Origin of the sequence: Stagnimonas aquatica (assembly GCF_003730135.1) — a bacterium.
Taxonomy (GTDB): domain Bacteria; phylum Pseudomonadota; class Gammaproteobacteria; order Nevskiales; family Nevskiaceae; genus Stagnimonas; species Stagnimonas aquatica.
This window is the reverse complement of the sequence record NZ_RJVO01000002.1, coordinates 1-16,057: the sequence shown is the minus strand read 5'-3', so window position 1 is coordinate 16,057 and position 16,057 is coordinate 1. Positions and strand designations below refer to the sequence as shown.

13 protein-coding genes are annotated in these 16,057 nt (G+C 55.6%); 9 read left to right on the top strand and 4 right to left on the bottom strand.

Features of this window, described 5'->3' with window-relative positions; all coding sequences use genetic code 11:
• Nucleotides 1–6 precede the first annotated feature (6 nt).
• The 9 genes from secF (at nucleotide 7) to ED208_RS04560 (ending at nucleotide 11,608) form a co-directional block, all read left to right on the top strand.
• A complete protein-coding gene (gene secF, locus ED208_RS04600) occupies nucleotides 7–933 on the top strand; it encodes a protein translocase subunit SecF (protein ID WP_123210715.1) in 927 nt (308 codons plus the stop codon).
• A 259-nt stretch (nucleotides 934–1,192) separates the two neighbouring features.
• Complete coding sequence (locus ED208_RS04595) at nucleotides 1,193–1,888, top strand: sugar transferase (protein ID WP_233574821.1); 696 nt, start codon at nucleotides 1,193–1,195, stop codon at nucleotides 1,886–1,888.
• A 103-nt stretch (nucleotides 1,889–1,991) separates the two neighbouring features.
• Entirely contained in the window at nucleotides 1,992–3,161 is a 1,170-nt protein-coding gene (locus ED208_RS04590; RefSeq protein WP_148044686.1) for a polysaccharide biosynthesis/export family protein, read from the top strand.
• Nucleotides 3,162–3,287: 126 nt separating this feature from the next.
• Nucleotides 3,288–5,483, top strand: a complete 2,196-nt coding sequence (locus ED208_RS04585) for a polysaccharide biosynthesis tyrosine autokinase (RefSeq protein WP_233574905.1) — start codon at nucleotides 3,288–3,290, stop codon at nucleotides 5,481–5,483.
• A gap of 23 nt (nucleotides 5,484–5,506) precedes the next feature.
• A complete protein-coding gene (locus ED208_RS04580) occupies nucleotides 5,507–6,265 on the top strand; it encodes a WecB/TagA/CpsF family glycosyltransferase (RefSeq protein ID WP_199720512.1) in 759 nt (252 codons plus the stop codon).
• 27 nt (nucleotides 6,266–6,292) lie between these two features.
• Nucleotides 6,293–7,318, top strand: coding sequence for a hypothetical protein (locus ED208_RS04575; protein ID WP_148044685.1), 1,026 nt, complete (start codon nucleotides 6,293–6,295; stop codon nucleotides 7,316–7,318).
• Nucleotides 7,302–8,687 (top strand): O-antigen ligase family protein, encoded by a 1,386-nt coding sequence (locus ED208_RS04570; protein ID WP_123210712.1) that lies wholly within the window; start codon nucleotides 7,302–7,304, stop codon nucleotides 8,685–8,687. The genes ED208_RS04575 and ED208_RS04570 overlap by 17 nt, the downstream gene beginning before the upstream one ends.
• Nucleotides 8,688–8,763: 76 nt before the next feature.
• Complete coding sequence (locus ED208_RS04565) at nucleotides 8,764–10,671, top strand: hypothetical protein (protein WP_148044684.1); 1,908 nt, start codon at nucleotides 8,764–8,766, stop codon at nucleotides 10,669–10,671.
• Nucleotides 10,672–10,690: 19 nt separating this feature from the next.
• Nucleotides 10,691–11,608, top strand: a complete 918-nt coding sequence (locus tag ED208_RS04560; protein ID WP_123210710.1) for a glycosyltransferase family 2 protein — start codon at nucleotides 10,691–10,693, stop codon at nucleotides 11,606–11,608.
• A 46-nt stretch (nucleotides 11,609–11,654) separates the two neighbouring features.
• Here ED208_RS04560 and ED208_RS04555 read toward each other — a convergent pair whose 3' ends face one another.
• The 4 genes from ED208_RS04555 to ED208_RS04540 all read right to left on the bottom strand — a co-directional run bounded on the left by ED208_RS04555 (nucleotide 11,655) and on the right by ED208_RS04540 (nucleotide 15,920).
• Nucleotides 11,655–12,809 carry an acyltransferase family protein gene (locus ED208_RS04555; protein ID WP_123210709.1) on the bottom strand — a complete coding sequence of 385 codons (1,155 nt, stop codon included), beginning with the start codon at nucleotides 12,807–12,809 and terminating at the stop codon, nucleotides 11,655–11,657.
• A gap of 86 nt (nucleotides 12,810–12,895) precedes the next feature.
• On the bottom strand, nucleotides 12,896–14,146 hold the full coding sequence (locus ED208_RS04550; RefSeq protein WP_123210708.1) for a UDP-N-acetylglucosamine 1-carboxyvinyltransferase: 1,251 nt from the start codon (nucleotides 14,144–14,146) through the stop codon (nucleotides 12,896–12,898).
• Entirely contained in the window at nucleotides 14,143–14,637 is a 495-nt protein-coding gene (locus ED208_RS04545) for a serine O-acetyltransferase (RefSeq protein ID WP_123210707.1), read from the bottom strand. Before ED208_RS04545 ends, ED208_RS04550 begins: the two co-directional genes overlap by 4 nt.
• Nucleotides 14,634–15,920: a lipopolysaccharide biosynthesis protein gene (locus ED208_RS04540; RefSeq protein WP_123210706.1), complete on the bottom strand. Its 1,287-nt coding sequence runs from the start codon at nucleotides 15,918–15,920 to the stop codon at nucleotides 14,634–14,636. Before ED208_RS04540 ends, ED208_RS04545 begins: the two co-directional genes overlap by 4 nt.
• Nucleotides 15,921–16,057: the final 137 nt, after the last annotated feature.

Below are 16,057 nucleotides of genomic sequence, written 5' to 3'. Positions count from 1 at the left end.
GCCGCCATGAGAATCTTTTCCGGCGTTCCCAATATCAACTTCATGGCGCAGCGGAAGACTGGCCTGTGGGTGTCCAGCTTCCTGACGGTCGCTGCCATCTTGCTGGTCGCCTTCCGCGGACTGAATTTCGGCATCGACTTCACGGGTGGCGTGCTAGTCGAAGTGCATTATCCGCAGGCCGTGGAGTTGGACTCCGTGCGCGCTGATCTGGCCCACGCAAACTATGAGCACCCGGTCGTGCAGTACTTCGGTACCAGTTCTGACGTGCTGATCCGTTTGCCGCCCGCCGAAGACAGCAACTCCGCCAAAGTCAGTACGGCCATTCTTGACGCGTTGCATGCCAGCGAACCGAATGTGGAACTACGGCGGGTGGAGTTCGTTGGCCCGCAGGTGGGTGACGAACTGACCCAGGATGGCGCGCTTGCGCTGCTGCTGGCCTTCATTGGCATCGCCTTCTACATCATGTTCCGCTTCGAGTGGAAGTTCTCGGTCGGCGCGGTAGCCGCGCTGATCCACGACGCGATCATGGTGTTGGGCTTCCTGTCACTGACCTGGATCGAGTTCGACCTGACCACCGTCGCGGCGATTCTGGCGCTGATCGGCTACTCAAATAACGAGACCATCGTTATCTTCGACCGCGTCCGCGAAAATCTGCTCTCGCAGCGGCGCATGGAAATCCTGGATGTCGTCAATCTCTCAGTAAACCAGACGCTGCTTCGCTCGGTGATTACCCACCTCACGACTCTCTTGGTATTGACTGCATTACTACTGATGGGTGGCAAAAGCGTGCACAGCTTCTCGTCTGCACTGATGGTTGGCGTGATCGTTGCGACCTACTCATCAATTTACGTTTCGACTGGATTGGCCGTAGTGTTGAATGTGAGTCGAGAAGATCTGGTGCCTGCTGAGAAGAGCGACGCGGACGTCGTTTAGCTGTAAAGCAATAGTGTGGCTGGTCACAGCTTATGTTCTGTAGTTCCGTTACCTTACCTTCGTATAACCGCTGAACATCGCATGATTAGGTGAGTTGATTTGGGTTGTGCGTTGCAGCAAGTTGGTGTCTTATGCGCGAAGCCCCAACTCGATCTCTAATCGGGGCTCAAAACTCAGGGAATTTGGTGCGAGCATGCAGCATACGGGTGGAGGATCTTTGGTGAAGGTGGAGACGCAGTACTCGGCCAGAGTGGCAGGGATGTCGAATTCAATCGTTTTCGAGGCGCCGCGGTCCCTGGCCAAGGAATCTCTGGTTGGTGCGGGGCTTGGCTCCACTGCAGTTATGAGAATGGCCAAATTTTACCCGCGCCGTGGCAAGCGCTTGTTTGATGTTGCTTTTTCAATGGCTTTTCTGGGGCTGGCTGGTTTTTGGCTCCTCCCGCTCATCGCGTTGCTGATCCGTCTCGACAGCCCTGGTCCAGCCTTGTTCAGGCAGCAGCGAGTGGGATTGGGGGGCAAGGTTTTCCTTTGCCTTAAATTTCGGACGATGGGGCACAACCCGGAAGCTGCTTTCGTTCAGACGCGCCGAGATGATCCTCGAATCACTCGGGTTGGTCGCATCTTGCGCAAGACTAACTTGGACGAGTTGCCGCAGTTCATCAATGTTCTACTCGGTGATATGTCCGTTGTTGGGCCTCGGCCGCATGTGCCGCAACTTGATGAAGCTTTTGCAGGGGCCGTGCAGAGCTATGAACTTCGTACAATGGTTCGTCCCGGTGTTACGGGACTCGCTCAGGTGTCTGGCTGTCGTGGAGAGACACGCAGCGTCCGTGAGATGAACCAGCGTGTTCGTTTTGACCTTTTCTACATTCGTTCGGTATCCCTGTTGATGGACGTCAAGATCGTGATTCGCACTGTGTTGGCCGCGATTCGAGGCGACGAGAGAGCGTTCTAGTAGAATCGTATTTGTTAAGCGTTTGCGCCCACAGGACTCTGCGGCAGGACAGGGTAGTGGCTATGTCAGGTGGCCCAGTAGAGAATTATCCGGAGATATTGGAGTGCAGAAAAGTAATGTTTTGCGGATGGTGATTCTCGCTGCGCTAATCTGGGGGGTAGGTGGCTGTACCGTCATCCCCGGTTTACACGTGTCTGAAAGCCCCAGCCTCGTTCACGGTGACAGCTACTCCACTAGCAGCGAAGCTGATGTCACCACTTATCACCTTCAAAAGTCCCCTGTCCTGAGCGCAGTTCGTATTCGGGAAATCAACGGCAATACCCTGCAAGATATCTATTCCGAGCGGCTTGAAAAATCCCCCGAACTAGCTGCCCTCGGCGCTGTTTCCCCGGCGGATGTGCCGCCAGAGTATCTGGTAGGAGCTGGGGATATTCTTTTCATTACAGTATGGGATCATCCCGAACTTAATAACCCGTCTGGGCAGAATCGCTCCGACCCAGAGTCTAGTGGTCGTTTGGTTTCGTCACTTGGCACGGTCTTCTATCCTTATATGGGGCTGGTGGAAGTTGCGGGAAAAACTGTCGACCAAATTCGAACGACGCTGTCCACGGGGCTGGCCAAGGTAATTCAAAAGCCACAAATCGACGTTCGGGTCATCAGTTTTCGGTCAAAGCGTGTTCAGGTGACAGGTGAAGTCAAAACTCCAGGCCTGCTGACACTCGATGACACTCCGAAGGGTGTTCTTGAAGCCTTGGCCGAGAAGGGCGGGCTATCGTCCAGCGCCAGTCGCCGGAGCGTCTTGCTTACCCGCGCTGGCAAGACCTATCAGATTGATCTCGGCGGTTTATTGTCGGGTTCCAGCGCCGCACCTAACCCCCCTCTCGCGCCTGGAGATGTTGTTCACGTTCCCGACCGGTCTTTGGATCAGGTGTTTGTTCTGGGCGAGGTCAACAATCAAGGACCGGTTTACCTTCAGCAATCGAATTCGACTCTGACTGAAGCGCTGACGCTGTCTGGTGGACTCGACAAACTTCGTGCTAACGATGGTGGGGTTCTGGTTTTTCGCAGGCCTTCCGGGGATGACGGGGTCGCCACGGTTTATCACCTTGATATGGCGAGTCCGGTAGGTCTTCTGCTGGCTGGAGAGTTTCCCCTGCAGCCCCGAGACGTCGTTTACGTGCAGGCTACTGGTTTCGTGAAATACAACTCGGTGATCAACCAAATACTTCCCACGATCAGCGCCATCTTCCAGATCGACCGGCTCACCAAGTAGCCAGCGTGAGTTCCGTAGTTTGAATCCAGTAGTTATCAACATTTGGGTGCTTTTGTGACGGTTTCTAGTGACAGCGGGTCGGGTCTGCCTACGCACACAGTTAAAGGGCCGCTAGTCGATCCCTTGGTGCACACCGATGGCGAAATCAGCTTCCGTGATATCGCCGATCTGATTTGGAGTGGGCGTTGGCTCATTTTAGTGGTTGCGTCGGTGGTCTTGGCGCTGAGCCTTTTCTATGTTTGGACTGCGAAGCCTCAGTATCAGTCCATGGGTTTGGTGCAGGCCGAGCAAAAAGAAAAAGGCTTGGGAAGCGCGTTTAACGAGCTATCCGCAATGATGGGCAGTGGCGCCGTGTCGGGTATTGCTGCCGAAATTGCGATCATTAAAAGTCGGATGATCCTCGGTACGGTGGCCGAGAAGATGAAGCTGCCGATCAAAGTCCGCCCAAATTACTTTCCCTTGTTCGGTGAGGCGGTTGCCAGACGTAGGGCAGATCTTCCTCAGCCCGCCGAGCCCATGCTGGGACTCTCAAAATTCGCTTGGGGCGGCGAGAAAATTACGGTCTCTGTGTTCGATGTGCCCGAGAGTTTGCAGGACACGGCGTTCCGACTCGTGGCGGGTAGCGACGGTAGCTACAGCATTGTTGTGCCCGGAGGTCTCGGAACATTCAACGGCAAGGTAGGAGAGTCTGCCGCAATCAAACTTGGTGACGAGCAGGCTCGAATTTTTGTTCAGGAACTGAAGGCTAGACCTGGTACAGAATTCAGTCTTCTCCGCCGCTCCCCTGGACAGATGTATAGCCTCATGCAGAGCCGGTTGACGGTTGCAGAGCAGGCAAAGGAGTCTGGAATTATCCAGATCACTTACCAGGACGAGGATGCTGCTGCTGCGGCGGCGGTCGTGAACGTCATTGAGGACGAATACCTCCGGCAGAACGTCGAGCGTAAATCTGAGGAGGCTGAACAGTCTCTGCAGTTTGTAAATAAGCAGCTGCCGGAGGTTAAGACCAGTCTGGAAGAAGCTCAGGCCAAGCTAAATTCCTATCAACTCGACAAGGGCACTGCGGATGTCCAGAAAGAAACGGACCTGGCTTTGAACCGCGCTGTCGAACTGGAAACCCAGCGACTCAGCTTGCAGCAACAGCGTGAAGCTGCGCTGCAGCGATTCACCTTGCGCCATCCGATCGTGCAGACTTTGGACGAGCAGATTCGCGCTCTTAGCGCAGAGTCGGAGAAGCTCAAGGAGCAGGTCCGTCAGTTGCCCGCCCGGCAGCAAGAGATTTTTAGCTTGATGCGCGACCTCAAGGTGAATTCGGAGTTGTACGTCACTCTGTTGAACTCTAGTCAGCAGCTGCAGGTCGCCAAAGCTGGCACTGTTGGCAGCGTTCGTATCATCGATCGGGCCCTTAAGCCGCGTTCTCCGTCGGCCCCGAATAAGGGAATGATTGTCTCTGGTGCGTTTGTGATGGGGCTTTTCATTGGGTTGGTGATGGTGTTCATCCGTCGCGCGCTTCTTCGTGGCGTTGATCGCCCGGATGAGGTGGAGCAGAAGCTTGGTTTGCCTACCTACGCCTCGATTCCTTTCAGTTCTCAGCAACGGCGCGTCAATCAGCAGCAACGCGGTAATAAAGCCTCGTCCAAAATTCTGGCTCACCTCGCGTCCAACGATCCTGCCATCGAGGCTCTGCGCAGCCTCCGCACATCCATCCATTTTGCCTTGATGGAGTCTGGCTCCAATGTGGTGATGCTGACCGGACCTGTTCCGGGCATCGGAAAGTCGTTTGTCTCAATTAACTTTGGTGCGGTACTTGCAATGGGGGGAAAGCGAGTTGCAGTCGTTGACTGCGACCTACGGCGCGGCACCATTCATAAGTACCTCGACGGAGACGCCGGATCCGGCGTCAGCGATTACGTGGTCGACGCTGGTCTCTCGTACGACAGCATCGTCCGGAACACGCCAGTTGAAGGTCTGGCTCTGGTATCGCGCGGCACCTCCCCTCCGAATCCAAGCGAGGTTTTGCTGCATGCTCGCTTCTCAGATTTAGTGGCGCGGCTTTCTGAAAACTATGACTATGTGCTTCTCGATACCCCCCCGGTGCTGCCTGTGGCGGACGCCTCGATCATTGGACAACTCGCCGGATGCACTCTGGTCGTGCTGAAGTCCGCAGAACATCCGTTGCGAGCTATTGAGGAGACAATCCGCCGTCTTCGGCACTCCAACGTCGAAGTGAAGGGCGTGGTATTCAATCAGGTCGGAGCCAAGATGGGCAGCTACGGCTACTACGGTTATGGCTACGGCTATGACTACGCCTATAAGTACTGATCGCCTGACTGGTTGGTGATTCCGTGGTCTTCGAAAAGCCTCTGGTCGGCGGCTTCCCTACGGTTGCCGCTACCCGCAAGCAATTCGCCGAGCTAATGCTCGCCGATTGCTTGGCCGCCCGCTTGTCCGCGACGCCAGTAACTCCGAAGCTGGTCTTCTCTTCCAATGGGCAAGGGGTCGCGCTGGCCGGAACCGACCTCTTTTTCGCCAAGGCGATGGAACAGGCTGACTGGATACATGCCGACGGAATGTCCATCGTCCTGGCGTCCAAGCGAGCCACGACTAGCTTACCGGAGCGGGTGGCGACAACTGATTTTTTTCACGATGCCGCCGAGGTTGCTGTCGCCAACGGCCTGTCTTTCTACATGCTGGGCGGCACCGAGCAGCAGAACCGCAAGGCCTGCGAGGCGATTGCCCAGTTGTACCCTCAGTTGAAGCTTGTCGGTCGTCGCAACGGTTACTTCAAGCCTGAAGAAGAAGAAATGGTCTGCGCCGACATCACTAATGCCAGACCCGACGTGCTTTGGGTGGCAATGGGAAAGCCTGCACAGGAGTTGTGGTGCGTGCGGAACCGAGACAGATTGGGTGGAGTTGCATGGATAAAGACCTGTGGCGGTTTGTACGCCTTTCTTGCTGGCGACGCTGTAAGGGCTCCTGAGTGGATGCAGCGTTGGGGGCTCGAGTGGCTGCATCGTGCGTTACAGGAGCCAGGCCGTTTGCTTTGGCGATATCTCGTTACCAATCCAAACGCGATCTATCGTTTAATCCGCTACACCCGGTAGCCCTGTGCTTCCACCGATAGGCTTTCAATGCAACGGCTCGCTGACAACGTTCTTTCTCACCTAAAAAGGGCAGCGGAGCCTGCGGTTTCCTTTTGGCTCAACGATGCCGATGTTCCCTGCAAAGTGCAGGACCACTGTGACGTAATCTACAGCCTGTGTTTGTTGAACCGGCTGGATTTGATTGCGCCCAGAGCGCTGAATCGATTCGCGTCGCTGATTCCCCAACTCGCCTTGCCGGGCTGGAACTCGACTGCCAGCCAGCCCCCGACTGAGGCACTCAACGTACATAATTTCGCCTACCTGCTCGGGACTTTGAATATCTTGAAGCGCAGAGGAATCGGCGACCTGTACCCGCGCATCGAACTGAAACGCAAGCCGGATTTTGACCGCCTGTTTTTCGGCAATGGGCTTACTCCGAAGTATCCCGCGAAATTCACGCATCACGCCTGGCGTGTCAGTCATTGGCTGGGCGGGGTCCCCTCCATCCTGTTGTCATTGTCGAAGTCAGTCAGCGTGGCGGCCGACGCGGCGGAGAAGCGACTTGCCCCTAGCATTATCGCTATCAACGGCCGATTGAACCCCAAGACGGGCATGATCCGGGAATATCAGTCTGAGTTCCTGCAGCACGCGTTCCGCTTCGCCTATCAGCTCCGCCACGATCCTGATTTGGGCGACCTAGGCGGCGTTGCGCACATCCTCTGGGTTAACTGGGCAATGGGCATTCCTTACGTCGCCTCTGAGCAATTGGCGGAAGCCTCGGTAAAGGCGCTCGCACGCCGAGGCCGCTTCCTGGAGGGAGTTCCTTACTGCTTGGATTTCGATCTGCTTCAAATCGCACGCACGGCGACGCAGGCTGGAGGTAATGCTCCTGCCCTTGAGGCTGAGGCATCGAGATATCTGGCGGATATAGAAGCATTCTTTGCCCAGTCTGATTTGGGGGCTTACACACTGCACAAATTTCCTGGAGCCTTGGCGACGTACGCAGAAGCTCAACTGGTCACTCAGGGCCCTGGGGCCGCAATCGATATCATCAAAGATGCCTATTGGCTCTAGTCACCTGCCGACGGAGTCGACCCGCCCGCAGTTGTCTCGGTGGCAGGCCTCATCCGACCATCTTGCACAGAAGGTAAAGGCGCAGAGAGAGGCTCGCCCAATTGTCATGATTCTATGGGCGGGGCCGCTGCTGTGGTTCATTGGCGGCGAGCGTCTTTTGCTTCCTTACTTCGCGATTGCCATCTGCCTATTCTCGGGCGGAAAAGCACTACTCGCTCCTGGAAACTTCAAGGGGCCCGTGTTGTGGCTGTTCGTGCTCTTGGTGATGCAGTTACTCTCAGTCCTCCAGATATCCACGACACTGCGTTACATCACTTTTGTTTGGGATTATTCAATTTATATTGGTTTTTTCTTTATATTTTCCTATATTAGTCTTAGAGTCAACTCTTTTGGTGCATTTGTTATTATTGTGAAGCATATGGTGCTGATGCTCGCGGCTTGCCATTTGCTTGCGCTGACTTACTTTGTTAGTGAGTGGGGATACTCTTCGATAATCGGAAAAATACTCCCTGATCAACTCAGAAATACCCCGATGGGTAGAAACATTGAATTTAGATCAATGGGGAGAAAATTGTATTTCTTCGGACTTATTGATGATCGGTTGAGTTCAATATTCTTAACATCAATTCACTATGGCGCGGCGACTTATATTATAACCCCGTTTTCCCTTTTTTTGACTTTTTCCAGCAGGGGTTTGAAGTTGATTTTTTGGGGGGCTCTTTTTTTGGTTTCGACTGGAGTTCTTATATATACCCAGTCAAGAACGGCCATGGTTCTTGCTGGTGTGGCAATTCCAGTGATCTTCTTTTTTTATCGCGTCAGAAACACTGCATTATTCTCTAGAGCGGTATTCCTATTTTCAGGATTTCTCCTTGGAGCTGCTATCTTGGGTGGTGTCATCGTTTTTTGGGATTATCTAACGACTTCGTTTAATGCCTTTTTTATCGAAAGTCGGGCCAGTAGCGCAGATCAGAGGTTCGAGATTTATTCTTTGACTTGGCAGTATTTCAAGGAAAATCCCATATTTGGATATGGAACCCAGACTAGTGTGCCAGGCATGCTGATACCAATTGGATCGCATAACTGGTATTTCGCCATTTTCTACAAGCATGGGATTCTTGCTGGTATTCCTTTCTTGCTGTTCCTTGGCTCGGTGCTTGGCCTCCTTTTTCGATCCTTGTTCGTCAAGGTGCCGCCAAAGCACGATTACCGTTCGCTTGTAATCGTGCTGTTTGTCACGACCCTGGGGTACCTCGCTCTGGTTTTGACGATCGAGCCCCTAGTGGATTGTGTGCACATATTTCTAGCGGCAATTCTGCTCGCCTTGTCTGCAAATATTGGAAGATTGGCTCCGACCCGAGTTGCTTAGTCGAAGCGCTTCGTCTGGGCACCGAATTCGACGTTGTGTGTCTGAAGTTGGTGTTCGCGCACTCACTGGAGTAAGCATGCCACTTCGCCTTTGGTTGTCGGTCTCGGCAATCTGCCTGCTTCCACTGCTGCAGGCTGCGACGGCGGATACGACGAATGAGCGTAGCCATTCGCCGGGGACGGCGAATCGATTTTTAGTCTACATGCACGGCAAGTTTGACGATCAGGCGAAGCCGCTACGATTGCCGGTCGCCGCGACCGCCAGTGCTCCATCACCCGTCAACGGACGGGATCTTTCCCAGTTGATTCGCCTGGGGCGTGAGGCTCGGCTGGATGCGGGGCGTGTCCTGCTCTCTGACCTCGGTGTGAAATCCAACCAGTACATTCGAGTTTTTTTCTGGGCCATGGTGGACGGTGCCGACGATCACCAACCGCAGTGGCGTGGCACCAACAGCTACGGTGCCCCTCCGCAACTGCTGATTTCACTACTCGATGGCAGCGGTCGAAAGATCGCGCAGGGTCCTGAACGCATCATCGCCGCTTTCGGCCCATTTCCCTGGCATTGCTATTACCAGGACCTCTGGCTGCCGCAGAACGCCGCTGCGCTCAATTTCACCTTCAAGAACGCTTGGAACAAGAAAGCCCAGTTTTCCGGATTTTCCTGGCAATCCATTTCCGAGGCCGAAGCCTCGGAGGGCACCGATGCGCTGCAGGACCCGGTGAGTGGCAGCTTGGCCACGAACATCGCTTACGACAGCTGGAGCGGGCACCTAAGAAAGCTCGGCAATCGGTATCCCTGGAAATTTCTGCAAGGACCGACCATCGGCCTGAAGGGAGTGCATCACGACCTAACCACGGCAAGAGGACTTGGCGACTTTTTTGAGCAGGAAGCCCTGTCGGATGAGGACCAACTGAATCACGGAGTGCTCTATCTCGCCCGCACCTTTTACAAGGGAAAGGAGTTGGGATTGCTGCCGGAGCATATGCCCGCAGATTGGGATCAGCAGCTTCTGAAATTGGTTCTGAGTGCTCAGGATTCAAAGACTGGCTACTGGGGCACCCGGAAACGGCCCCGTAGCATGGGCATTACCTTTCACCTGGTGAATGGACTCTTCTCGTTTGGTATTTCGCGTGAAGGTGAGCCTGCGGTGCCGGACCGCGATCGTCTGTTGCCCGCGGCGCGGCTACCTGGGGCCGACCGGATCGTCGAGACTACCCTCAAGATGCAGTCCCGAAGCAACGATGGTGAGCGAAAAATGGCCGGGTGGGCGCGTTCCGCCTATAACTACACAGGCAGCCCGGACCGCTCGGAGAGCAAGGCCAGCTTGGTCGTGACCGGTAATGCCATCGAATTACTGCGTCGCTCCGAGTTGTTCGTGGAGCCGGCGGCACGGGTGCAGATCTACAGCGCGATCAAGTCTGCTGTTCGCTACGTGCTGGATTGCTGCCTGGAAGACGATGGCGCCTGGCGCCAATCTGATGTCGACGAGTCGGCATCGAGCGACTCCTACATGTTCCGCATCCTCGACAAGAGCCATTATCTGGAGAGAAAGCTCGGTCGGAATCGTCCTCCGCCGGCCGTGCGCCTAGTCGGACAAAACGAGGGGGCTCCCCAGTTTGCCTGGCATCCGAGTCCAGGAGTGCCGCAATCGCTGCGGGTCTACGCATCAGGCTCCAATGGACATGAGACGCTGGTCGCCATCGTGGAGACCAATGACGCCCCTGCATTGGGTAGCGATCCTTATACCGTGGTTGGCAACATCCGTATGGCCGCAGAGCGCCGGTGGCGCAGTGTCTGGAATCCACAATCCTTTCTCATGAAGCGCCTCAGCGAAGTTGCCGACGCGGAACGAATCTTGTTAGCCCCAGGGCAGACCCGCTTTTCCCTGCGCTTGCCGGTCCCCTCGCAGCCGCTCAGTTTCGTCAGCGCCGACTGGTACGGTGAGGAATCGGCCCCAGCCGAATTGCCGATGAACGCCCACTAATGTCCGAGTTTGATCCCGAATGAACGCCGCGCCCTGCTTTTCCGTAGTCATTCCGCTCTACAACCGCGCCCAGTTGATCGAATCGACCCTGCGGTCGGTTCTGGGCCAGAGCTTTCAAGACTTTGAGGTGGTGGTGGTTGATGACGGCTCGGTAGACGAGCCGGAAACGGTGCTGGCGCGAATCGCTGATTCGCGCATCCGCTACGTGCGTCAGAAAAATCAGGGCGCGAACGTGGCGCGTAACCGTGGCATCGACGAGGCGCGGGGGCGGTACATCGCCTTTCTTGACTCCGATGACCGCTTCTTGCCCCACCATCTGGAAAAGTCGGCCGAGGCCCTTGGGCAGAACCCCGACGCGGTGGTGTTCGCCCGGGTCGTCGTAGATCGCGGTGAAGGCAGTACCTTTCTCAAGCCACCGCGTGGCCCCAAGCCGGGAGAACTAATCTCCGAGTACCTGACCTGCGACCGTGGATTTGTGCAGACCAGCACCCTGTGTGTGCCTGTCGACCTGGCTAGGCAGGTCCGCTATCTGGAATGGCTTCCTTTCGGCCAGGACATCGACTTTGCGATCCGACTCGCAGCGGCTGGCGCGCGCTTCGTGATGCTTGAGGACCCGGGTGCGGTTTGGCTGGACCGAGCCGATCCAAAGCGCATCTCCTCAAAGTCTAACCCGGCGATGCGTCTGCGCTGGCTGGACTTCTGTGCGCCGATGATGACCCTCCGAGCCCAGCGCGGATTCAAAGGCTGGTTCGCCGCTAAAGCCATGGTGCAGCATGGCCAGAGGGCACAGGCACTCCGCAGCTACTTCGGCGCTGTGACCGCGGGTTGTTACAAGCCGAAGCTCGCAGTCACTATTGGCCTGCAGCTACTGCTCGCCGGCGGCGGCTACCGCCGGATCGCCGATGCTTACCTGAAGCTGCGGAAAGCGCTGCGCTGAGCTGCGGCTGCCCCAGCTCGTCCAAACAGGCGAGCGTTGTGGCGGTTCAACGCAACCCAAAGCGGCGCTCCGTCCGATCCAGAACATGGCCGAACCGCTGCCTTAGGGCTGGCTCCAATTGAGTGGCGATGTACAGGCACAGCAGGAATACCAGGACGCTACTAGCTACAAACGCAAGCATTGGCGATACCCCGGTCGCGATCAGGCCCTTGATCAGGATGACGCCCAGGCTGAAGTGAATCAGATACAGGGGGTAGGTGACCAAGCCTAGCCGGCGTAGCGGCTCGCGGGCGAAGAGCGGAATGCTCCGATCGACGGCTGGCCAGTGCGTGCTCGCAAATAACCCCGCCATGGCGACGATGAAAACAAAAACTGGCACCTGCCAAGCCTGACGGCTACCGTCATCCGAGATGCCTTCTTCGATGTCGGTGCCGTGGAAGGCGAGATAAATCTGGAAGCAGCAGGTTAGAAAGAGTGCGACCGTATACACGGCCGAAGCCTTGGAGAGTCGGCGGCGCGTGAACAGCCAGAGATTCATTCCTAGCGAGAAGAAGACGCCGTACCAGAGCGGCAGATAGCGCCCGACCGTCTTGCGGAAGCCCTCCAAGTGCTCGATCTGGACCAAGCCGTTGCGGTTGCAGGCGACCAAGGCGATGAAGGCAATGCTGATCCCCCCCATGAGATTGGAGAACGTTTCCAAGCGATCCAGCCGCCTGGCGGCAATCAGCAGGAACATCAGCGCGTAAAAAATAATCTCCGCCGCCAGCGTCCAGTAGACCCCCTCAATCCAGGGACTTAGGGGGAATAAGGTGATCGAATGCAGATAGCGCCAAAGCAGATTCAGTACTGGTCGCTCAGTGAAGGCCAGGAGAGTTATCAAGCTGACCGTGGCGCAGATCCAGGCCGCTGGGTACAGGCGCAGGGCGCGCGAACGGAAGAACCTGTAGGGAGTCGCGCCCTGCGCAGAATTGGCGATGACGAAGCCCGAGATCACAAAAAAAATCTGTACGCCCATCCCGCCAAACCAGAACAGGGATGCTTCCGGGATGGCGTACGCGCCACGCACAATGTCGCGAGCACCGCTTTCGGGCTGCCAAGTCGAGTATCCAAGGTGAAACAGCAGAACTAAACAGGCCGATGCGAAGCGAATCAAATCCAGTCCGAAGTAGTACTGACGATTGCTCGCGTTCTGAAGCGGCATGGATGGTTCTCTATGAACGGGGCGAGTGCGAAAAGGTGAGGGGGCGGGTTAGCCGGCAGCCTCCAGCGACAGGTGCCGATGAAGTATCAGGCGTGGATCACTCCACCCATCGCACGCAACTTGCTCCAGAAATCGTTATAGCCCCGCTCGATCTGCCAGCTGTCGGTCACGGTAGTCACGCCGTCTGCGACCATGCCGCACAGTGTCAACGCCGCTCCCGCCCGTAGATCGAGAGCTCGGACGGTTGCCCCCGACATGCGGCCGCCATTGCCCTGGATGCGGAGGATGTTGCCGTCGGTAACCGAGGCCACACCCATCTTGGCCATTTCGTCGGCATAGCCATACCGGCCTGGAAACCGTAGGTCGATGATCTTCGACTCGCCACGTGCGCAGGCGGCGTAGGCAGCCAGGATGGGTTGCACGTCGGAGTTGATACCGGGGTGTGGTCCCGTGCTGATCTCCAGCGGTAGACAGCGACCACCACGGACGATCATTCGGTCTTCCCCCCGATAGAACCGGGCGCCGCTGTCTCTCAGGTGGATCAAGGGCACTTCGAGATCCTGGTGAGGGAAATTAATCATCTCGATGTCCCCCTGCGTCATCACCGACGCCACCAGCCAGGTGATGGCTTCCATATTGTCCGGAATGACCGAATGGCTGACGCCGGTGAGGCCTTCAACGCCGACGATTTCAATGTGCTCCTGGCCGTATACCGTGATCTTGGCGCCCATCTTGGTGAGCATGGCGATCAAGTCCATGATCTCGGGGCGCACATGGGGATTCCAGACACGCGTGATGCCGCGCGCGAGGCTGCCAGCCAGGATCGCGTTCTCAGTAGCACCGGTCGAGCGGATGGGCAGGTGGATATCGGCACCGACTAGGCCACCCTTGGGAGCCTCTGCGAGCAACTCGTTCTCGGTTTCCCAAACCCGGGCCCCGAGCTTTTCTAGCAGCATCACGTGCAGGTCGTAGGCTCGCTCTCCCAGTTTGCATCCGCCAGGCAGGGGCACCGCTCCGTGCCCGGTTTTGGCCACCAACGCGCCCAGAATCAGCAAGGTGTTGCGAATGGAACGGTCCTGCCACTCCAAAGTGGAAATTAGTGGTGCGCTTTGCTGAATCTCGATTTGATCCTGACCGTGCAAAACATGGCTCTTGCCGAGAGCATTCAGCATGCCGACATGGATTTGCGCATCCAGAATATTCGACGGGTAATTGTTTAGAACCACCTTCTCGTCGGTAAGAATGGTAGCCGCTAGTAGGCGGAGAGCACTATTCTTCGCTCCCGATATTTCGACGGTTCCGTTGAGTCGGGATTTTTCGATGGATACGGTTTTCATTGGTTGCCCTGTTTTTTCAGAATTCGAGCCGGGATTCCTACTGCGATGCAGTTATCGGGTACGTCCTTGGTGACGACAGCATTGGCTCCAATTACTGAATTTTCGCCGACTGTCAGTTTTCCCAGTATTTTTGCACCCGCAAAAATTACTGTCCCCTTCTTGATGTGAGGGTAGTTTCCGTCAAGATAGTCGCCTTTTCTAGCTCCGCCCAAGGTAACTTGCTGGTATACCGTGACATTGTCTTCAATAACAACGCCTGCGCCAATCACAATTCCGGCAGGATGGGGCATTTTAAAGCCAGGGCCTATACGTGATTTTTTGTGAATGTAAGTGGAGTAATCGCGTTCGAGGCGGATAAATAACAGGTGCGAAACTGCGCGGAACCCTTTCTTTTGGAAATATTTGGCCAAGTCATACAAAAGAGTTGCCCTCTGGCTGCCGCTGCCAAAATTAAGTTGATAAAATTTCTTGAGGATTAGTTTGATCTTCATTTTTTGGAAATTATGGTGTGAAAAATACTGAAGATGACTAATGAATAATGTGCCGTAAGGGTGGCTGAATAGATAATGACGACTTCCTTTGGCTCTAGGTCTATGATATCCGAGACGTAGAAGCCTAGGCACATCAAGGAAGCTCGGGTCAGGTTTATTAAAAAGAACTTTTTTTGCTCGGAAAAGACAGTAAAAACATTGACCAGAGGAGCGGCTACGAACTGGACGAAGAGGTAGATTGATAGATATCGCGAGAACATGCCTGCATCGTGCCAGCTACTTCCGAAAACGAGCTCGAACAGCTGCGGACCAGCTACGGCGAGAACAAGGCATGGCAGGATGGCTATGGCCGACATCATGGCAGCCACTCGGGTTGTCAGCGAAAGAATTCGGGCCGGGTCGCGCTTGCCTATTCTGGATATTTCTGCGAAATAGGCGTTGCCGGCCGTTGCTCCCAATAGATTAATAGGAATCGCCAAGGCGGTCAGGGCTAGTCCAAGTTGCCCAGTCTCTGCGGGACCAAACTTGTATGAAAAGAATAGCGCTGGTCCCTGTATCGACAGCATCAGTAACAACTGTGAAGGAAGCCGATAGATTGGAATATCGGCGTAGTGACGCAGGGCGAGGAGTGCTCGCCTTTTTTTAAGGTACTTTCGGTTTTTCTTTAGGTCTGGAAATGCCGAGCTTCCGAGAGAGAGAAGCCCGCCACCTTGTTGAACAAGTTGCCCGGTCAGTAGACCGAGTGGTTTGATCGAGAGTAGCCCCAACAGAATTTTCGTCAACGATCCAGAGAGTGTCTGGGTGAATTTTGTCCGGGCGATCGCCACAAAATGCTTCTTTCGCGTTGCCCAGAACGAGAGGGTCTCGTAGAGGCTGGTTGCTAAGATGCTCATGCAGAGCAGCCACCAGAACGGCGCGAGAGCCTCCATGTTGAAGAATTTCAGCAGGGGCTCCGACCAGATTCCCAACGCCAACGTGATGATGAGAATCCCGGCGAACGACGTCAGCAGAGTCGTCGCCAAGATGTTGGCGGCCATCCGGTCTGTTTTTGGAAGAGGAAGCGCGACGGAGTAACGCAGTGTGAGCAGTGGAGCGACAATCAACGTCAGTGACAGGAAAGCTGAAAGCAGGCCCATGTCCGCAGGCCCATAAATTCGCGTGATGAACGGAATCGCAGCGAGACCAATGATCTGTGCTGATCCGGCGCCAGCAACCAAGATGGCCATGTTCTTGAGCAGTTCATGGCCATTTTTGCTGCCGAGCAGCTTCTTGAACTTCGACATGCGAGTGCGCGTCAGGCCGGTTTTCGTCCGATGCTGTAGTACTGGAAGCCAGCTTTCTTGAGGTAGGCGGGATCGTACTGGTTGCGGCCGTCGAAGATGACCGGCTGCTTGAGCAGCTTGGCCAGGGTGGCAAAGTT